Source organism: Streptomyces sp. TRM64462 (genome assembly GCF_013362995.1).
In the GTDB taxonomy this organism is placed as follows: domain Bacteria; phylum Actinomycetota; class Actinomycetes; order Streptomycetales; family Streptomycetaceae; genus Streptomyces.
The window spans coordinates 1-19988 of record NZ_JABWDV010000308.1 but is presented as its reverse complement, the minus strand read 5'-3'; the positions used below and the strand labels follow the sequence as shown (position 1 = coordinate 19988).

Genomic DNA, 19988 nt, shown 5'->3' with positions numbered 1-19988 from the left:
GGGGCCCAGTTCACCGACGTCTCCGGCGCCCTCGTGCACGCCCACGGCGGCGGCGTCGTCGAAGTCGGCGGCTACTACTACTGGTTCGGCGAGAACCGGAACGCCGACAACACCTTCCGGTACGTCTCCGCGTACCGCTCCAGAGACCTCAAGCACTGGGAGTTCCGCAACCACGTCCTCACCCAGGCCACCCATCCCGAGCTGGCCGTGGCCAACATCGAACGCCCCAAGGTCATGTACAACGCCGCCACCGGGCAGTTCGTGATGTGGATGCACAAGGAGAACGGCTCCGACTACACCGAGGCCCGCGCCGCCGTGGCGGTGTCCGACACCGTCGACGGCGACTACACCTGGAAGGGCAGCTTCCGGCCCCTCGGCGCGCACATGTCCCGGGACATCACGGTGTTCGTCGACACCGACGGCACCGGCTACATGGCGTCCTCCGCCCGCAACAACTACGACCTGCACATCTACCGCCTGACCCCCGACTACACGGCCGTGCGGGAGCTGGCCGCCAACCCGTGGCCCGGCGGCCACCGCGAGGCCCCCGCCCTCTTCCAGCGCGACGGCGTCTACTTCATGCTCACGTCGGGCGCCACCGGCTGGAACCCCAACCAGCAGCAGTACGCCACCGCCACCAGCCTCACCGGGCCGTGGTCCGCGATGCGGAACATCGGCGACCCGACGGCGTACGGCTCCCAGACCGCGTACGTCCTGCCGGTGCGGGGCACCGCGGGCACCTCGTACCTCTACATGGGCGACCGCTGGGGCAACTCCTTCGGCGGCAAGGTCAACGACTCGCGGTACGTGTGGCTGCCGCTGGCCTTCCCGACCGCCACGACCATGACCATGGACTGGTACCCGGAACTCGTCGTCGACACGGCCGCCGGAACGGTCACCGGGCGGGGCGGCCCGTACGAGACGCTGACCGCGCGTCACAGCGGCAGGTGCGCGGACGTGCCGGACAAGTCGCTGACGGCGGGCGTCGCCCTCGTCCAGTACACGTGCAACGGCGGCGGCAACCAGAAGTTCTGGTTCAAGCCCGCGGGCGACGGCCACGTCCAGCTCCTGGCCCGGCACAGCTCCCTGTGCCTCGGCGTGCGCGCCGCGTCCACCGCGAACGCGGCGCCGGTGGAGCAGCAGCCCTGCGCCGACGACGCGGCCGCGCACCAGCGCTGGCAGGTCCAGGACGCCGGCGACGGATCCGTACGCCTTGTGGCCCGCCACAGCGGCAAGTGTTTGGACGTCCTGGACGAGTCCACAGCCGACATGGGCGCCGTCGCCCAGTACACCTGCACCGGCGGCACCAACCAGCAGTGGCGGCGCGCCACGAGCTGACCCCGGAGAAGAGGCGCCGGCGCCGGGCACGAGGCGACGCCCCCGCCGGGAGGGGATCGGCGGGGGCGTCGGGGTGGGGGCAGGGGGACCTGCCTCAGGTGCACTTGCGGCGGTCGAGCCGCTGCAGGACCTTGCTCTCGATCCCGTCAGGCTCCCAGTGGTTGCCGTTGGTCCTCACGACCTGGTCGGAGGTGCCGTCGATGTAGTAGCCGTACGAGTAGATCTTGTCCCAGCCCCGGCCCTTGCCGCGCCAGGTGTCCACGCTCGTCACCTTGCCGTTGGAGCCCCGCCAGGCGTACGCCAGGATGTCGATGACCGGGTTGACGCGCACCACGCGCTTGAACGGCCTCCACGTCAGAGCCATCCGGGTGCACGCCGGGATGGACTTCTCGCTGCGCCGTTCGAACGACGCGGTCCTCTCCCAGCCCCACTGGTAGCTGAAGTTGCCGCCCAGGCTGCCGGTGAAGATGCTCTTGGCGAGACCGAGATCGAGGGAGCCGCCGACGCTCTTCGTCGAGGAGGTCTTGGTGGAGTAGCCGCGGACGAACGTCTCCTTGTCCTCGCCGGTGCGGCCCCTGTTCTCGATCCACCGGGATATGCGCTCCTCCTTGCCCGTGAAGGTCCAGGTGGACGCCTGCGGGTAGTAGCACCGGCCGCTGAACACCTCCCAGTCGCCCCGGGGCGCCTTCACGGTGCTGATCTTGCCGAGGTACTCGTTCTCGGTCCGGAACTCGCCGGTCCGGACGTTGTAGGCGCCGAAGTGGTAGTGCGTCGCCGGGCCCTGCTTGCAGAAGCGCTCGATCATGGAGTCGGTGTTGCCGGGCGTGGTGCCCCGGATGTTCGCGGCGCCCATCGGCCCGGCGGCCTGGGCGGGACCGGCGGTGGACACCAGACCGGTGGCGGCCATGACGCCGGCCGTGGCGGCGACTGCGGCCTTCCTGAGGGTGATTCTCACGTGTGTGCGCACCTTTCCTGTGATGCAGCCCGGGGGTGGTGTGCCGGGAGTCCGGCGGGACAGGACCGAGGCTGGCCGCCGGATAGTTGATCGGCACCCCCTTTCACCAGGGCAATCAATCGATGTCGTCAACGCCACAGGTCGTCGTGGCACTCTCCGCCCCCGTGACGGCGTCCAGATGAGGAAGACGTGTGGGAGGTGGACCCGTGGGGCGACCCGAGAGACCCGTTGACCCGGCGGCCGGTCCTGTGCAGCGCCTCGCCCATGAGCTGAGGGAGCTGCGCAGGGCGGCCGGCGGCCCGTCGTACCGGACCATGGCCGAGACGGCCGGGTTCTCGGCGACGACGCTGTCGCAGGCCGCGGCCGGGGAGCGGCTGCCGTCCCTGCCCGTCGTCCAGGGGTACGTGCGGGCGTGCGGGGCGGACCCGGCGGAGTGGGAGCCGCGGTGGAAGGAGGCGGAAGCGGAGGCCGCGGGGGCTCCCGTGTACGACGAGGGGCGGGCGCCGTACCGGGGGCTGGCGCGGTTCGAGCCGGACGACCAGGAGTTGTTCTTCGGCCGGGACCGGCTGGTGGACGAGGTGCGGGAGCTGGTGTGCGACCACCGGTTCGCGGTGCTGTTCGGCGCGTCCGGCAGCGGGAAGTCCTCGCTGCTGAGGGCCGGGCTGATCCCCTCCCTCCGGAAGAAGATCGCGGACCTGGGCCGTCCGGCGGTGCTGCGGGTGCTCACCCCGGGGGACAGGCCCGCCACGACCTACGGGCCTCTGCTGGCCCCGGCGGAGGGTGAGCCGGAGAGCTGGGTGGTGGTGGACCAGTTCGAGGAGGTCTTCACCCTGTGCCGGGACCGGGCGGAGCGGGCCCGCTTCATCGAGCTGCTGCTCGCCGCCCGGAAGCCGGACAGTCGGCTGCGCACGCTCATCGCGGTGCGGGCGGACTTCTACGCCCGGTGCGCCGAGCACCGGGAGCTGGCGGACGCGCTGCGCGGCTCGGGACTGCTGGTCGGGCCGATGACGGCGGACGAGCTGCGGGACGCGGTCGTCAAACCGGCGCAGGCGGTCGGGCTCCTGGTGGAAAGGGAGTTGACCGCGCGGATCGTCGAGGAGGTCCTCGACCGGCCCGGCGGGCTGCCGATGCTGTCGCACGCCCTGCTGGAGACCTGGCGGCGGCGCCGCGGCCGGATGCTCACCCTCGCCGCGTACGAGTCGGCGGGCGGGGTGCGCGGCGCGATCGCGGCGACCGCCGAGGAGGCGTACGGGCAGTTGCCCCCGGCCCGGGCACGCACCGCCCGGCACCTGCTGCTCCGGCTCGTCGAACCGGGCGACCGGGGCACGCCCGACACCCGCCGCCCGATCGGCCGGGCCGAACTGGACGAGTGGCCGGACCCCGAGGTGCCCGTGGTGGTCGAGCGGCTGGCCCGCGCCCGGCTGCTCACCGTCGACGAGGAGGGCGTGCAGCTCGCCCACGAGGCGCTGATCAGCGGCTGGCCGCGGCTGCGTGACTGGATCGAGCAGGACCGGGACCGGCTGCGCCACCACCGGCGCCTCGCCGAGGCCGCCCGCACCTGGCTGGAGCACGACCGCGACCCCGGCACCCTGTACCGGGGCACTCGGCTGGCCCGCGCGGAGGAGCTGTTCGCGGAGGGCCCGGGAGGCGGGGGGCCCGGGGCGGGCGGCGTGGCATCCGAGGCGGGCGGGGAGTACGCGGAGGGCGCAGGGGGCGGGGGACGCGGCGTGCTGACCGCGACCGAGAAGGCGTTCCTCACCGCCGCTCTGGAGGCCCGTGACGCGGAGCGCCTGGCCGCCGCCCGTACCGCCCGAAGATCCCGGCTCCTGGCCACCGCGCTCTCCTCCGTCCTGGCGGTGGCGCTCATCGCCGGCCTGGCCGCCTGGCAGCAGGGCAGGGACAACGAGCGGCGGCGCACCGAGACCGCGGCGCGCCGTATCGCCGCGGTCGCCGACTCGCTGCGCACCACCGATCCGCGCACCGCGATGCTCCTCGGCCTCGCCGCCTGGCGGGTCGCCCCGCTGCCCGAGACACGCCGGGCGCTGCTCGGAGCCCTCGCCCAGCCGGAGTCCGGCACCTTCAGCGACCCCGCGCCGGGCGACAGCCCCCGGCGTTTCCTCGCCGACTCGGGCCGCACCCTGCTCAGTGTCGAAGGCCGCACCTGGCGGACCTGGGACGTGGCCACCCACCGCCCTACGGCCTCCGGACGGCTGACCGACGGGGCGGACGTGCTCGCCGCCTCCCCGGACGCCCGGACCTTCGCGGTGTCGACGGAGAACGGCGTACGGCTGTGGGACGCGGCCGCCGGGCGGTGGACCGGCGCACCGGACCCGTTGCCGCACTCCGCAGTCGCCGGCTTCGGCGCCGGGCACGGCCACTACCTGGAGAGCAGCATCGACGACGACCGGGTGAGGCTGCGCTCCGTCACGGACGGCACGGTCCTGTTCGAGACCCGGGCGCCGGGTCAGTCGGCCGTGGCACTCAGCGCCGACGGCCGGCGGCTGGCCTACTGCCCGTCCGGCCGGTCACCACGGCTCTGGGACACCGGCAGCCGTCGTCACCTGCCCGGCGACTGGGAGAAGGCGGGCGCCATCTGCGACGAACGCGCGATGCTGGTCTACGGCGACGGCGACGGCGACGGCGATCGCGACGGCGATCGCGACGGCGGTGCCGGTGCCGGTGTCGGTGTCGGTGTCGGCCGCTTCGCCGCCGTCACCGGCACCGATGTCCGCGTCTGGGACACCCGGTCGGGCCGCCGGGTCGCCGACCTGGACGACCCTGGCGTGCAGTACGCCTCCTTCAGCGGCGACGGCGCCTTTCTGGCGACGTCCGACGGCCGGGAGATCCGCGTCTGGCGGCTCGTCGCCCCCGCCGCGCCGGTGTTCCGGCACTCCCTGAACAACCAGCGCCTGTACGGCGGCCTGGCCTGGGACCCGGAGCGTCCCGCCCTGCGCTACCTCGAAGGCGGCACCGTGCACACCCTCGACCTCAGCGCGGCCACCACCTCCGCGTGGCGCGACCACCCCCTGGCCGAGGTGCGGCTCAGCCCGGACGGCCGGACCTACGCCACCGCCGAACTCACCGGCACCCGCTACGTCTTCCGGCTCCACGCCACCCGCGGCGGCCGTCCGCCGCGCACCCTCCCGCAGGTGCCCCTGCCCGTCTCCCTCGACCCCGCCGAGCCTGTCGTGCCCCGGCACACCCTGCCCGTGATGGCGTTCAGCCCCGACGGCACCGCGTTCGCGTACGGCGTCTCCGCACCGGGCCGGGAGGCGGCACCCCAGCGGTTGGTCCTCTGGGACCTGGCGCACGACCGCCGAGGGACCGTGCTGGACCTGGCGGCCTCCGAGTCCGCCGGGGCGGTGGTGGCCGTCGCCCTGGGACCCGGCGGCCGCACCCTGCACGCCACCCGGACACCGGCCATCGGCGAACTGCGCAACGAGGTCTGGGACACCGGCCGGCAGCGCAGGACGGCCGTGCTGCCCGGCATGGACAGCAGCCATCTCGCGGTCAGCCCCGACGGCGAGAGGCTCGTCGGCGACCACCGCACCGCCCGACTGCCGTCGGGGCGGGTCGGCGAGCACGATCTCATCCAGGGCGACCAGGTCGGCGCCCTCGCCTTCAGCCCCGACGGCTCCGTCCTGGCGGCAGGCGACCAGACCGGCCGCGTCGCCCTGTGGGACGGAACCCTGCGCCGGCGCGTCGGCATCCTGCCCAACATGTTCCCCGTCCCGCACCGCGGCGCCGGGCGGGACGCGGAGGCCGCCCCGCAGCTCAGCGTGTCCGAAGGCGTCCAGGCGCTCGCCGTCAGCCCCGACGGCCGCACCCTCGCCGTCGGCGGCGACCACGGCACCCTCCAGCTCTGGGACATCGCCACCCAACAGCCTCTCGGCGGCCCGCTGCCCACCCCCGGTGAGGCCATCGCCTCCCTCGCCTTCAGCCCCGACAGCGGCACCCTCTACGCGGGCAGCGCCCACGTGCCGGTCCAGCGCCACACCATCGCGCCCGCCCGGGCGGTCACCGGCGTCTGCGCCCGCGTCGCCGGGGTCGAGCTGACCAGGGACCAGTGGCGGACCCACGTACCCGACATGCCCTACCGCCGGGTGTGCGAGCCCTGAGGCACGGGAACATCAGCGCCCCGCGAGAAGTTCACCCGGCATGTCGATCATTCACAAGACCACGATGAGCCCGACCAAGACGGAACTCCTGGCCGGCTGGCTGCCCCGGCAGCCCTGGTACGCCGGCGTCGCGGGCCGTGAGCCCGAACTCGACCGGGCCGGCGGGTTCCGGCTCGACGACCCGGAGGGTGAGGTGGGCATCGAGTTCCTGGTGGTCACCGACACCTCGGGCGGTGAGCCGTGCTCGTACCACGTGCCGCTCACCTACCGCGGCGCGCCGCTCGAAGGGGCCGACGACGCGCTGATCGGGACGACCGAGCACGGCGTGCTGGGCACGCGCTGGGTCTACGACGGCACGCAGGACCCCGTGCTCGTCGCCCAGGTCCTCGCCCTCGTCCAGGGCGAGGCGGAGCCGCAGGCGCAGAGCGAGAGCGACACCCCGGACCCGACCGTCACGGCCCGTCTCGACGGGAAGCTCGACGCCGACCGCGTCGCCCTCGAAACGGTGCGCGTCCCCGGGGCGTCCGACGACGGCGCCCTGGGGTCCGTGACCGCGCGGTGGAGCCGTACGGAGGGGGAGTCGAGCCGGGGGGTGTTCTTCCTGGTGCGGGAGCGGTAGGTCCTGTCCGACGGTTTTTCCCCACCCCGCCCCTTCCCGAATCGGGGGCTCCGCCCCCGAACCCCCGCTCCTCAATCTCCCCCAAGCTCTTCGAGCAGGGGGTACCCCCAGGGGCTCAGTTCGAGCCCCTCCGGCGCTTGCGCGGGTCAGGCCGGCAGGGGCGAGAACGTGAACGTGAACGTCGCCGGGGTTGCCTCCAGGCGGTGTTGGGGGAGTACGCCCGGGCCGCAGGACTGGGAGCCGATGCCGTGCTGGGCGTGGTCGAGGTTGACCCATACCGTGTCGCCCGGCACCAGGTCCGGGCCGTGCTGGGCGGCGTCCAGGTGCTCGCTGGTCCAGCGGCGGGCCGTGAACCAGAACGGCGGCTCGCCCTCCACGCGCAGGCCCGCGCCCCAGCCCGCGCCCGCGTGGCCGCCCCGGAGTTCGGCCCAGCGGACGTCGGCGCGGGCGCCGTTCTCCTGGGGGCGCACGTAGGGGGTCTGGAGCTCGTCGACCGTCGCGTGCCACAGGCCCAGCATCGACGCGGCCCGCGTGTCCGGGTACGCCTCGCCGGGGCCGCCGCCGAACCACCTCGCGTCGCCGTACGCGGACGGCAGCCCGAAGCGGACGCCCAGGCGCGGCAGCGGCAGCTTCCAGTCGCCTTCGGGGCGGACGGACACGGTCAGGCGGAGGCGGTCGACGAGGCCCGTCCAGGTGTACGTGGTCAGCAGCGCGAGGTCCGTCGCCGCCGGGGCCACGCGGGTGCGGACCACCAGGGCGTCGCCGGTCAGCTCGACCGCGTCCAGGCGCTCCCGCGTGCGGTGCAGGCCCAGTTCGCGCCACAGCAGCCCGTACCGCTCGTCGGGCTGCCAGGGGGCGCCCAGGTCGTTGTCGGTGGGTGCGCGCCACACGTCCAGGCGCGGGGCGGTGGTGATGTCGACCCCGCCGACGGTGCGGAGGGCGCCCGTCCGGGCGTCGAAGGAGGCCGGTCCCAGGGTGATCAGCCGGTCGCCGCGGTGCGGGGCGTCCCCGGTGGCGGCCGGGCGCGCGGGCGCGGCGGCGACCGGGACCTGGCCCCAGGCGACCACGTGGCCCTGGGGCGCCCACGCCGTGTCCTCGGCCAGCACCGCCTGGACCGTCCACTGCGTCTCGGCGCCCCGGCCGGCGGCGGGCGGCGCCGGGAGCTTCACCTCCGCCGACGCGCCGGGCGCGAGCGCCGCGGGCACGACCGCCAGGTCACCCGCCTCGACCGTGCGGCCCTCCACCTCGTACGACCAGACGAACGCCAGGTGGGACAGGTCCGCGAAGTCGTGCAGGTTGGTGATCCGCACCGTGCCGATCGCCCCGTCGCCCTCGATGCGTACCGGCTCGATGACCTTCTTGTACTCGATCAGGCCCGGCGAAGGGCGCCGGTCCGGGAACACCAGGCCGTCGCAGACGAAGTTGCCGTCGTGCAGCTCCTCGCCGAAGTCGCCGCCGTACGCGTGACCGAGGCGCGGGTGCCGGAAGCCGTGGTCGATCCACTCCCACACGAACCCGCCCTGGCAGCGCTCGTACGTCTCGAACAGCCGCTGGTACTCGGCCAGTCCGCCGGGCCCGTTGCCCATGGCGTGCGCGTACTCGCACAGGATGAAGGGGAGGTCGCGGCGCCGCTCCGGGCCCGGGTCCTCGCGCCGCCCGATCAGCGCCACCTCGGTGTGGTCCGCGTACATGCGCGAGTACACATCGGTGTCGGCGCACGACAGGTCGCCCTCGTAGTGGACCAGCCGGTCCGGGTCGCGGTCGCGGATCCACTCCGCCATGGCGGTCAGCCCGGCGCCCGTCCCGCACTCGTTGCCCAGCGACCACATCACCACCGACGGGTGGTTCTTGTCGCGCTCCACCATGCGGGCGGCCCGGTCGAGCAGCGCCGGGGTCCAGCGGTCGTCGTCGACGGGGTTGCGGCGCCAGCCCAGGTCGACGAAGCCGTGGGTCTCCAGGTCGCACTCGTCGATCACCCAGAAGCCCAGCTCGTCGCAGAGGTCCAGGAACGCGGGGTGCGGTGGGTAGTGGGACGTGCGGACGGCGTTGATGTTGTGACGCTTCATCAGCAGCAGGTCCGCGCGCATGGTGTCCGCGTCGACGGCCCGGCCGTGGTCCTGGTGGAACTCGTGCCGGTTGACGCCCCGGAACAGGATCCGCTTCCCGTTGACCTTGATGACGCCGTCCTCGACGTACACGGACCGGAACCCGACGCGCAGCGGCACCCGCTCGCCGGGGGTGACCAGTTCGGCGTCGTACAGGACGGGGGTCTCGGCGGTCCACGGGCGCACCGGCACCGACACCGGTGCGCCCGTGGCCGCGTCGATGCCCAGCGCGGGGACGAGGATCCGGCCGGGCACGGCGGAGTCGACCCGCAGCGTGCCGTCGCCGCTGACGTGGTCGTACGAGGCGTGCACGAAGAAGTCGCCGGCCGCGCCGTCCGGGCGGTGCAGCAGCGTCACGTCACGGAAGATGCCGGGCAGCCACCACTGGTCCTGGTCCTCCAGGTACGAGCCGGACGACCACTGGTGGACGCGCACGGCGAGCACGTTCCCGGAGGGCCGCAGCAGCCGGCCGACGGCGAACTCGTGCGGCAGGCGGCTGCCCTTGAACTCGCCCAGCTCCTCGCCGTTCAGCCACACGCGGGCACACGACTCGACGCCGTCGAACCGCAGCACCGCGTCCCCGCCGTCCTGTCCGCCCTCCGGCCAGCCCCCCGGCAGGTCGAAGACGCGGACGTGGTCACCGGTCGGGTTCTCGGTCGGCACCCGGGGCGGGTCCACCGGGAACGGGTACACCACGTTGGTGTACGCGGGCGCCCCGTGGCGGCCGCCGCCCTGGAGCATCCAGTGCCCGGGCACGGCGATCTCGTCCCACCGCCGCGTGTCGTGTCCCGGATCCGCGAACGACGTGTCCTCGGCGTCCGCCGTCGGTGACAGCCGGAACCGCCACGTCCCGTTCAGCGAGAGCCGCGCGGCGTCGGATGCGGCGTACCAGGCGCGGGGCGGCAGCGTGCCGGTGCCGGGTGCCACGTCCTCGTAATAGGTCATGCTTCTCCGTAGGTTCTCAGCCCTTGATGCCGGTCTGCGCGACGCCCTGCACCAGCCACCGCTGGAGGAAGACGAAGACCAGCACCAGGGGCAGGATGGACACAGCGGTCGCCATGAAGATCAGATGGAAGTTCACGGTCTGGTTGGTCATGTAGGAGGACAGGGCGACCTGGACGGTCCACGCCTCCTGGTCCTGGCCGATGACCAGCGGCCAGAGGAAGGCGTTCCAGCCGCTGATGAACGTGATCACCGCGATGGCGGCGAAGAAGTTCAGCGAGTTCGGGACGACGATCCGCCAGTAGGCCCCGAAGTAGCCGAGCCCGTCCACGCGCGCCGCCTCCTCCAGCTCCTTAGGGAAGCCGAGGAAGTACTGCCGGAAGAGGAAGCACGTGAAACCGCTGAACAGGCCGGGGATGATCAGACCGCGCAGCGTCGACACCCAGCCGAGCGACGAGACGAGCACGAAGCTCGGCACGAACGTGACGGCGGCCGGCACCATCAGCGTCACGAGGACCAGGTAGAACACCTTGTTCGCGTGCCTGTACGGGATGCGGGCGAGGGCGTATCCGGCGAGGGAGCACACCAGGAGCGTGCCGACGGTGTGGAGGACGCCGATGACGGCGGAGTTCCCCAGGGAGCGGGCGAAGGGCACGTCCGGGTCGTTGAACAGCTCGGCGATGTTCCCCCACTGGATCGTGGAGGGGAAGAACCGCCACTCCTCGCCGGTGATCTCCGGGTCCGTGGCCAGGGCGTTGCGGACGATCACGTAGAAGGGGATCAGGAAGAGGACGGCACAGACACCGGCGGCCGTGTACAGACCGGCGTTGCCGAGCAGCCGCCCCCTGCGTGCGGTGGTCACCTGTCGCCCTCCCCGCGGCCGAAGCCGAGCAGCTTCCCCTGGAGCAGGGTCACGGTGCAGATCAGCACGGTCAGGATGAGCGCGCCCGCGCTGCCGCGCCCGTAGTCCTGGTTCTCGCCGAGCGCGGTGTAGTAGAGCTCGACCAGCGGCGGGCGGCCCCATGTGGTCTTCTGCAGCAGGTTGTAGAACTCGTCGAACGCCTGGTACGCGGCGACGAGCAGCAGCAGGATCACGGCCGTGGACGTCGCGCGGAGCTGCGGCAGCGTGATGTACCGGAAGGTCTGCCGGCCGCGCTTGGCGCCGTCGATCGCGGCCGCCTCGTACAGCTCGGCGGGGATGTTCTGGAGCGCCGCCAGGAACAGGATCATGTAGAAGCCGGACTGCAGCCACAGCCGTACGGTGACGATGACCAGCCAGTACCAGGGCGGGTCCGGTGAGGCGAGCCAGGCGATGCTGTCGATGCCGAAGACGTCGAGGACGGTGTTGGCGAGCCCGAAGCGCACCCCGCTGAAGATCGACATCTTCCAGACGAGGGTGGCGGCGACGAAGCTGACGGCCGTCGGCAGGAAGAACACCGACCGGAAGAACGCCTTCATGAAGCGCAGCCGGTTCACCAGCAGCGCCAGGCCGAGGGAGAGCGCCCAGGTGACGGGGACGACGATCGCGGCGAAGACGGTGAAGGTGCCGAGGCTCTTCACGAAGTCGCCGTCGGACAGCATGTCCCGGTAGTTGGCGAGGCCCACGAACTCGGTGGGCGTGACGGTGGAGCGGGCCTCGTAGAAGCTGAGCCAGGCGCTCCAGCCGATGGGGATGTAGACGAAGACGATCAGACCGGCGAGGAAGGGCCCGGTGAACAGCCAGAACGCGAGCGTGCGGCCCCGCACGCCGCGTCCTGCGGCCCGGCGGCGGGGCTTCTCCCCGGCCGTGGTCGTGGACGAGTGCGCGGGGCCCGCGGTCCCGGTGCTCGCGGTCGTGGAGGCGGACGTGGGCGTGGAGGTGGAGGTCATGGCCTTCAGCCGAAGAGCTTGCGGAGCTCGTCGTTGATCTTCTTGTCGGCCTTGTCGAGGGCGGCCTCGGGCGCCATGTCACTGCGGACGCAGTCGGCCATCACCCCTTCGGTCGCGGCGATCATCGCCTGGGTCCAGGCCGGGTTGTCGAAGTGCCCGAACTCGTTGAACAGCCGCACCCCTTCGGCGGGCAGGCCCGACTTGAGCTTCTCCGCCGAGTCGGCCAGGGATGTGCGCGGCGGGATGTGGAAGCCGTAGCCGAGCGCCCAGTCCTCCTGGTGCTGCGTCTGGTCGATCCACAGCCACTTGACGTACTCCTTGGCGAGGTCCTTGTCCTTGGCCTTGGAGCTGACGAACATCGACCAGCCGCCGTTGTACACCGCCGGCGCGGCGCCGGGCGCGGCGGACGGGAACGGGAAGACGCCGAGGTCGTCGCCGAGCGCCTTCTGCATCGCGGGCATCGCCCACATGCCGCACCACTGGATCGCGGTGAGGCCCTGGATCAGGGCGGACGGGTCCCAGAAGTCGGAGGGCGCGTCGAGGAGCTGATCGCCGGAGGTGAAGAGGGTGCGGAGCTTGCCGAGGTTCTGCGCGACCTGGTCGGTGTGGTACGCGATCTGGTTCTCGGCGTCGAGGCAGTCGGCGCCGGACGCCCAGATCAGCGGCCGGACAATGGCGTGCAGCTTGTTGCCGAGGAAGACGCCCTTCACCTTGTCGGTGGTGAGCTTCGCGGCCGCCTCGATCAGCTCGTCCAGGGTCTGCGGCGGGGCGATGCCCGCCTTGGCGAGCAGCGACTTGCGGTAGAAGAAGAACTGCGGGTCGTCGATCATCCGGACGCCCCAGATCTTGCCGTCGATGGTGTGCGACGCGATGTCCGCCGGATTGAAGTCGTCCTTCACCGGCGCGACGATGTCGTCCAGCGGGAGGATCTGACCCGCCCTCACCATGTGGATCTGCGGGTGGAACTCGAAGACGTCCGGGGCGTCGGAGGACAGCAGCGCCGAGAACAGCTTGCTCTCGAAGTTGTCGCCGGTGATCCACTGCGTCTTGACGTCCGCCTTGCCGAAGCCTTTCGCGTACCGCTTGATGGCGTCCTGCGTGCCGGCCTCGCCGTACGCGTGGAAGTACTGCGTGAGCCGGTTTCCCGAGCCGCCCCCGCTGCCGGAACGCCCGTTGTTCGACCCGCAGGCGGCGAGCGGCCCCAGGGCGGCGACGCCTCCGAGGGCCCGCAGTACACGACGACGGTCCCAGCCCGATCCTGCTGCTCCAGATGCCCGCATGGTGCGTTCCTTGTCTGTCGGCGCGGCTCGTGAACTCCGTGCGTGAACTCCGTGCGTGAACTCCGTGCTCGAACTCCGTGCGTGCAGCGGGACGTTAGCCATACGAAAAGACTTCGGCAAGGGGTTGGACGAAGCCCGTTGAAAGGGCTTTCTGCCCGTTCGGGCAACCGAACGGGCAGGGCTTCCTACCGCCTGGCCCAGGACTGGTTGGCGCCGCCCGTGCACGTCCACAGGACGACGCGGCTGCCCTCGGCCGTGGCCCAGCCGCTCACGTCCAGACACCGGCCCGTCGCCTCATGCACGACCTGCCCGTTCCCGTTGAGCAGCCACGCGTCGGCGCAGTCGCCCGCCACGAGGACGCCGCCGTCGGACACCCCGAGGCAGCCGCCGTCCGCACCGCGCAGGGCGCCGTCGGCGCCGTACGACCACGTCTGCCCTGCCTCACCCGTGCAGGACGCGATCCGCGCCCCGGTACCGTCCGCCACCAGGCACTTGCCCGCGTGCGCGCCCCGCAGCGCCCCGGTGACCGCCGTCGCCGACGTGTCCGCGCGCTGCCCGATGACGTACGTCGTGATGGACCGCGCCGGGAGCGTCGCCGACACGGTGGCGCCGTCGACGGACGGCAGCGGGGCGGCGGCCCAGCTCTCGCCGGCCGACGTCCGCACGGCCCGCTGCGGCTCCAGCGCGCCGGCCTTGCTGTGGAACCGCAGGTCGAGGGGCGTGGCGGTGGTGTTGTGGTTGTTGACGACGACGGTCCAGCGGCCCTTGTGGTCGTACGCCGTCACCTCGACGCCGCTCGGCGCGCCCGTCACGTTGTGCAGGACGGAGCCGGGCCGGACGAACTTGCTGTACTGGCCGAGGGCGTAGTACCGCTTCGTCATGTACAGCTTCTGGTTGCCGGTGGTGGCGTAGTTCTCGTCGTAGTAGATGAGCCCGTCGTTCCAGCCGAGGCCGTTCTTCTCGGCGGCGCCGGCTCCGCCCCCGGCCTCCGGGTCGACGCCCGTCTTGTTGGACAGCGCCGTCCACCACTGGAACGCCGAGTCGTGCGCGACGGCGAAGTCCTTGTGGATGATCCGCGACATGAGCAGGGCGTTGTCGATCGTCGGGTCGTACTCCTTGTTCCAGCCCGTGCCGCCCTTGCCGAAGCAGCAGATCTCGGTGGACCAGGACGGCTTGTCGTACGCGCGGGCCAGCTCCAGGATCCGCGCACGGCCGCCGTCGTCCGGGTTGTTGTACGTGTGGTGGGCGAGGCGGTCGATGTACGGGGCGGTCCCCGGCTGGGACAGCCACTCCGGCACCTCGTCGACGAAGGCGTCGGTGCTGCTCGACTCGTCCGCGATGAGGCCGGTGCGGCGCGTGTCGTGGCGGGAGCGCAGCTCGGCGCCCACGGCCCGTACGACGTCGTCGCGGCGGTCGACGTCGACGAGCATGCCTTCCTGGCCGCAGCTGTCGAAGCTGTTGGTGGGCTCGTTGAAGGGGCTGATGTGGTCCAGTTCGACACCCCGCGCCGTGAAGTGCTGGACCAGGTCCGCGAGGTAGCGGGCGAAGTCCTGGTCGTGCTCCGGCTTGAGGTGGCCGCCGCAGCTCTTGCCGTTGGTCTTCCACTCGGCGGGCGCGCTGTTGACGAAGCCGATCAGCTCGTCGACGCCGTGACGGGCGGCGTAGTGCAGGAAGGTGCGGCCGCCCTTGTCCTTCGACCAGTCGTAGGAGCCGTCGTCGGCGAGGAAGTCCTCGGGGGCGCGTTCGGGGGTCGTCACGCCGGTGCCTCCGCCGCCGATGTTGTAGCGGTAGGAGGAGAGGGCGAGTCCGTCGGGGGAGAAGAGGAGGGCGGCGGCTCTGGCCTGCACGGACGGGGAGAAGTTGGCGAGGTCGTTGGGCCACCAGGCGCCCGACGCACCGATGTTCTCGATGGTCTGGGCGGCGTGCGGGGACACGTCGGCGGCGGGGGCCTGGTCCGCCGGGGCCGCGGTGGTGGGGGTGGCGGCCGCGGCCAGGAGCGCGCCGGTCAGGCCGAGGGCGGTGAGCGTGCCGGTCAGGGCACGGGCGCGTCGTAAGGGGCGGCGGTCCTGGAGGCGGTGGTTCATGGGCAACCCTTCCGTCGTCACGAGGGGGTGCTGCGAGAACTCCACATAGGGACGGTGCTGGTGGTGCCGTTCCGGCGGCCGACGGCGTCCAGCGCGCCCTTGAGGGCGAACGTGGCGGCGCCCAGGCTCACCGGGTCGGTGGGGATCGGGGACAGCACGATCTCGACGGCCCCCAGCGGCCGGGCGAGCGCGCGCCGGGCGACCTGCTCGCGCACGGCGGCCACCAGCGGCTCGCCCAGCCGGGCGGCCACCCAGCTGCTGAGCACGATCATCTCGGGGTTGAGCAGATTGACCAGGTCCGCGACGGCCGCGCCCAGGTGGCGGGCCGTCTCGCGCAGCACGTCGAGCGCGGCCGGGTCGCCCGCGGCGACGGCGTCCGCCAGGGCCGCGATGGTGGCGGTCTGGTCGTCCGGGTGCAGCAGCGGGCTGCCGGGGTGCAGCTCGCCGATGTTCCGCATGATTCCCGGGGCGCCGACGTACGTCTCCACGCAGCCCCGGTTGCCGCAGTGGCACGGGCGGCCGTCCAGGACGAGCGTGGTGTGCCCCCACTCGCCCGCGCTGTTGGTGATGCCCCGGTGCAGCGCCCCGCCCAGCGCGAGCCCGGCGCCCACACCCGTACCGAGGTTCACCACGACGACGTTCTCGCGTCCGCGTGCCGCGCCGAACCAGAGCTCGGCCACCGTGCAGGCGCGCAGCGGGTTGTCGAGGTGCAGCGGGTACGGGACGTGCTCGGCGAGCAGGCCGAGCAGCGGGACGTCGTGCCAGTCCCAGTTGGGCGCGTACACCGAGACGCCGCCCTCGCGGTCCACCTGGCCGGGCATGCTCACCCCGACGCCGAGCACCCGATCGCCGGGCACGCCCGACTGCGCGACGACGGACCGGACGGCGTCCGCGATGTGCGCGACGACCTGCTCGGGGCGGTTCTCGGCGGGCCGCACCTCCTGCTCGGCGCGGGCGACGACGTGCAGCGCGAGGTCGAACAGCTCGACGTGGACGTAGGTCTCCGCGACATCGACCCCGATGAGCGCGCCGCCCGACGGGTCGACGGCGACCAGGCCGCGCGGGCGGCCGCCGGCGGACTCCTCGAACCCGACCTCGGTGAGCATCCCGAGGTCCAGCAGCTCGCCCACGAGGTTGGCGACCGTGGCGAGGCTGAGCCCGGTCGCGGCGGCGACCTCCTGCCGCGACGCGGGGGACCTGGCGATGATCCGCCGCAGCACGTCGTAGCGGTTGGCGGTGCGGATGTCGCGGGACGTGCGCTTCATCGCGTGGATTCCCCTCCGTCCCGGGCGAGTTGGCCGGGCGTCAGGGTAGGCCGGGCCGGACCGGTTCGACAAGGGCTTCGGAAAGGGGTTCTACGAAGGGGTGGAGGGCGGCCCGGGTGCCTCAGCCTGCGGAGGACCGGGTCGGCGCGGCCGCCGAGCGCCTCGCCCCCGGCGCCGTCGTGCCACCGGTCGCCTCCCCGGCAGGGGCTCGCCGGCGCCGTCGGCTCCGGCGGCGCCGGAGCAGCCACCCCGCGAGCACGGCGAGCGCGGCCGCCGCGTACACGGTCGTCCCGACCACGTCCCGCTCCTCGAAGGCCCGGGCCGTGACGTACCGCGCCGCGCCCGCCACGGCGACGAGCAGCCACTCCCAGCGCCCGTCCAGGGCGACGAGCGCCACCAGCAGCAGGGCGTACCAGGAGTAGCCCGGGGTGAGGAGCAGGAACGCCGTACCGGTGACGGTCAGCGCGGCGCTCCAGGGGCGTTCCGGGTCGCCGCGCCACAGCACGTATCCGCAGACGACGGCCGTCACGGCGACGAGCGCGGGCACCGTCCAGTCGTCGGGCAGCACGAGCCGCAGCAGGGCGTACCGGTCGCGGGCGGCGGCGTCGCCGTAGCCCTCCTCCTCGACGTAGCCGCCGAGGTAGCCGAAGACGGAGTCGCGGGACAGCAGCGCGTACGGCAGGTACGCGAGCGCGGTGACGCCGGCGGCGGGGACGAGGACGGCGGCGGCGTCGCGCGGGCGCCGCACCCCGGCGAGCGCGCCGGGCAGGACGACGGCGGGCATGAGTTTCGTGGCGACGGCCGCGCCGAGCAGGACGCCCCCGGAGAGGCGCCTGCGGCGGGCCACGAGGGCGAGCCCGGCGACGGCGAACAGCACGCCGAGCACGTCGACATGGGCGTTGTTGACGGCCTCGACCGGCACGGCGGGGCACCAGGCCCACAGCGCGGCGGTCCAGGGCGTTCCGGGCCGGCGTCGCAGGACGAGGAGGAGGACGCCGGTGACGCCGAGGGAGAGCAGGGCGCCGCCGACCTGGAACGGCTTGAGCCGCGCGCCGTCGGGGGAGAGGGCGTGGACGCCGAGGAAGTAGGCCTCGGCGACCGGGGGGTAGATCGTGTGCACGGAGGGCCGGTTGAGGCGGGTGCAGCGTACGGTGCCGTCGCCGTCGCCGTCGCCGTCGGCGGGGGCGGGGGCGATGCGGGTGCGGTCCGGGCCCGTGCAGGCGGCGGCGCCTTCCGGGAACAGCCACGGGTCGCGGAGGCGCGCGAGGGCCGGATCGGCGGGTGCGTGGTCGTACGGCGGGATGCCGGCGGCCTGCACCCGCCCGTCCCAGGCGTACCGGTACGCGTCGGTGCTGGTGCGGGGCGGCGCGACGAGCCCGGTCGCGGCGACGGCGGCGGCCCCGGCCAGCACGAGCGCGACGCCCTGCCGCGCGGGGACGCCGCGCAGCGCCCACACGGCCGCCCCGAAGAGCGCCCAGGACCCGCCGTACCACCACGACAGGGTGGCGGGATCGGTGTAGTACCCGTCGAACCGGACGGTCAGGACGAGCGTCACGACCAGCGCGGCGAGCAGGGCGGCGGCGAGGACGGTACGGATCTTCGGCACGCCCGCCAGCCTGCCAGCAGGACGGGGCCCGGACGGTGCAGCGGACGGGACGTCCGCGTTTCGTAAGGCGTCGCTACCGCCCGGGAAGGGTGCGCGGGCGGTCTCATGGAACCCATGAGGCTCCCCCACCACGTCCCCCGACTGCCCCGCCCGCCGCGCCTCCGCCTCCGCCCCTGGCTCCGCCCCCGCCTCCGTCTCCGCGGTCGCGGGGCTCCGGCCTTCTGGCCGCGGTTCCGGGGCGCCCTGCACGACCCGCGGACCGCGACCGCCATCGGGCGGTGGCTGGGGCTTGCCGTACTGGTCTGCTTCCTCACCGGTCTGACGAGCCATTACGTACAGCGGCCGCCGGACTGGCTCGCGGACGTGCTGCCCAGCCGGCCGAGCTGGGGCTACCGGGTCACGCAGGGCCTGCACGTGGTGAGCGGCATCGCCGCGATCCCGCTGCTGTTCGCGAAGCTGTGGACGGTGTACCCGCGGCTGTTCATGTGGCCGGTGGCGCGCTCCGTACGGCACGCGCTGGAACGGCTGTCTGTGGCGGTGCTGGTGGCGGTGTCGCTGTTCCAGCTCTTCACGGGCCTGGTGAACACGACCGAGTGGTATCCGTGGCCGTTCTCCTTCGTGCCGGTGCACTTCGCGATGGCGTGGGTGTTCATGGGGGCGCTGCTGCTTCATGTGGCGGTCAAGCTGCCGGAGATCCGGGACCACTGGGGGCCCCGTTCGCCGGGCAGCCTGGCGCTCCCGGCGGAGGACGTCCCCAACCGCAGGTCGCTGCTGATCGGCACGGCGGCGGCGGTCGGGGCGGTCACCGTGACGACCGTGGGCCAGTCGGTGACGCCGCTGAAGGCGCTGGACCTGCTGGCGCCCCGGCACCCGGACCACGGCCCCCAGGGCCTGCCCGTGACCCGCGCGGCCGCGGCGGCGGGCACGGTGTCGGTGCCGGAGGCGACCTGGCGGCTCACCGTCGCGGGTCCGCGCCCGTACGAACTCACGCTGGCTGAGCTGCGGGCCATGCCGCAGGTGGAGGCGGAGCTGCCGATCGCGTGTGTCGAGGGCTGGAGCAAGAACGCGCACTGGACCGGCGTACGGATCAGGGACCTGCTCGACCGCGCGGGCGCCCCGCCCGGGTCGCGGGTGCGGGTGGTGTCGCTGGAACGGCGGGGCGCGTACCGCGTGATGGAGATGGGCGCGAGCTACGCGGAGGACCCGCTGACACTCCTGGCCCTGCGCCTGAACGGCCAGGTCCTCTCCCCCGACCACGGCTACCCGGCGCGCGTCATCGCCCCGAACCGCCCGGGCGTGTGGCAGACGAAGTGGGTCGGACGACTGGAGGTGCTGTGAACACACAACGGGACGGCGCGGAGCGGTATCTGTTGGGCGGGGCCGGGATCGTGCTGATGGGGGTCGGTGTCTGGCTGGTGGCCGGTACGGGGAGTGTGCGCGACGTGGTCGTGTGGCTGGCCGGTGCGGTCGTGCTGCACGACGGGGTGGTCGCGCCGCTGGTCCTGGCCCTGGGGCTGCTGGTCGCCCGCCTGCCGGGCCGCCGCCTGGTCCGCGCGGCGCTCGTCGTGGCGGGCGGGCTCACGCTGGTCGCCCTCCCGGTGCTGCTGGCCCGCAAGCGGCCGGCCAACCCGACGGTGCTGCCCCTGGACTACCCGCGCAACTGGCTGCTGCTCCTCGCCGCGGTGGCGGCCGTGACCGCCCTGATCGCGGCGGCCCGCGCGGCCGCACGGCGCCGGGGCGCCCGAATCGGGGGCTCTGCCCCCGAACCCCCGCTCCTCAAGCGCCGGAGGGGCTGATTTTCAGCCCG

General features: G+C 73.1%; 13 protein-coding genes. 5 read left to right on the top strand and 8 right to left on the bottom strand.

The annotated features are described in order from the left end of the window. Positions 1–1338, top strand: a 1338-nt coding sequence (locus HTZ82_RS15030; RefSeq protein WP_175409883.1) for an RICIN domain-containing protein, incomplete at its 5' end; no start/stop codon positions are given. Between the two features lie 94 nt (positions 1339–1432). Here HTZ82_RS15030 and HTZ82_RS15025 read toward each other — a convergent pair. Next, positions 1433–2293: a hypothetical protein gene (locus HTZ82_RS15025; RefSeq protein ID WP_309235488.1), complete on the bottom strand. Its 861-nt coding sequence runs from the start codon at positions 2291–2293 to the stop codon at positions 1433–1435. A gap of 206 nt (positions 2294–2499) precedes the next feature. Between HTZ82_RS15025 and HTZ82_RS15020 the strand changes: the two genes are divergently transcribed. Both HTZ82_RS15020 and HTZ82_RS15015 read left to right on the top strand, forming a co-directional pair. Then, entirely contained in the window at positions 2500–6411 is a 3912-nt protein-coding gene (locus HTZ82_RS15020; RefSeq protein ID WP_175409881.1) for a hypothetical protein, read from the top strand. A gap of 40 nt (positions 6412–6451) precedes the next feature. After that, positions 6452–7030 (top strand): 1,4-alpha-glucan branching protein, encoded by a 579-nt coding sequence (locus HTZ82_RS15015; protein WP_175409880.1) that lies wholly within the window; start codon positions 6452–6454, stop codon positions 7028–7030. Between the two features lie 146 nt (positions 7031–7176). On the opposite strand, the gene HTZ82_RS15010 is transcribed toward HTZ82_RS15015, so the two are convergent. From HTZ82_RS15010 to HTZ82_RS14980, 7 genes are all read right to left on the bottom strand, one after another. Continuing rightward, positions 7177–10080 carry a glycoside hydrolase family 2 TIM barrel-domain containing protein gene (locus HTZ82_RS15010; protein WP_175409879.1) on the bottom strand — a complete coding sequence of 968 codons (2904 nt, stop codon included), beginning with the start codon at positions 10078–10080 and terminating at the stop codon, positions 7177–7179. Between the two features lie 16 nt (positions 10081–10096). Continuing rightward, entirely contained in the window at positions 10097–10939 is an 843-nt protein-coding gene (locus HTZ82_RS15005; RefSeq protein WP_175409878.1) for a carbohydrate ABC transporter permease, read from the bottom strand. After that, positions 10936–11946: a carbohydrate ABC transporter permease gene (locus HTZ82_RS15000; RefSeq protein ID WP_175409877.1), complete on the bottom strand. Its 1011-nt coding sequence runs from the start codon at positions 11944–11946 to the stop codon at positions 10936–10938. Before HTZ82_RS15000 ends, HTZ82_RS15005 begins: the two co-directional genes overlap by 4 nt. A 5-nt stretch (positions 11947–11951) precedes the next feature. Continuing rightward, positions 11952–13226 carry an ABC transporter substrate-binding protein gene (locus tag HTZ82_RS14995; protein ID WP_175409876.1) on the bottom strand — a complete coding sequence of 425 codons (1275 nt, stop codon included), beginning with the start codon at positions 13224–13226 and terminating at the stop codon, positions 11952–11954. Between the two features lie 185 nt (positions 13227–13411). Then, positions 13412–15310 carry a glycoside hydrolase gene (locus HTZ82_RS14990; protein ID WP_175409875.1) on the bottom strand — a complete coding sequence of 633 codons (1899 nt, stop codon included), beginning with the start codon at positions 15308–15310 and terminating at the stop codon, positions 13412–13414. 17 nt (positions 15311–15327) lie between these two features. Beyond that, positions 15328–16575 (bottom strand): ROK family transcriptional regulator, encoded by a 1248-nt coding sequence (locus HTZ82_RS14985; protein WP_175409874.1) that lies wholly within the window; start codon positions 16573–16575, stop codon positions 15328–15330. Between the two features lie 121 nt (positions 16576–16696). Beyond that, entirely contained in the window at positions 16697–18181 is a 1485-nt protein-coding gene (locus tag HTZ82_RS14980) for a glycosyltransferase family 87 protein (protein ID WP_309235486.1), read from the bottom strand. Between the two features lie 114 nt (positions 18182–18295). Between HTZ82_RS14980 and HTZ82_RS14975 the strand changes: the two genes are divergently transcribed. Together HTZ82_RS14975 and HTZ82_RS14970 are read left to right on the top strand one after the other, a co-directional pair. Continuing rightward, positions 18296–19519 (top strand): molybdopterin-dependent oxidoreductase, encoded by a 1224-nt coding sequence (locus HTZ82_RS14975; protein WP_175409873.1) that lies wholly within the window; start codon positions 18296–18298, stop codon positions 19517–19519. Then, positions 19516–19977 carry a hypothetical protein gene (locus HTZ82_RS14970; protein WP_309235485.1) on the top strand — a complete coding sequence of 154 codons (462 nt, stop codon included), beginning with the start codon at positions 19516–19518 and terminating at the stop codon, positions 19975–19977. The genes HTZ82_RS14975 and HTZ82_RS14970 overlap by 4 nt, the downstream gene beginning before the upstream one ends. Positions 19978–19988 lie beyond the last annotated feature (11 nt).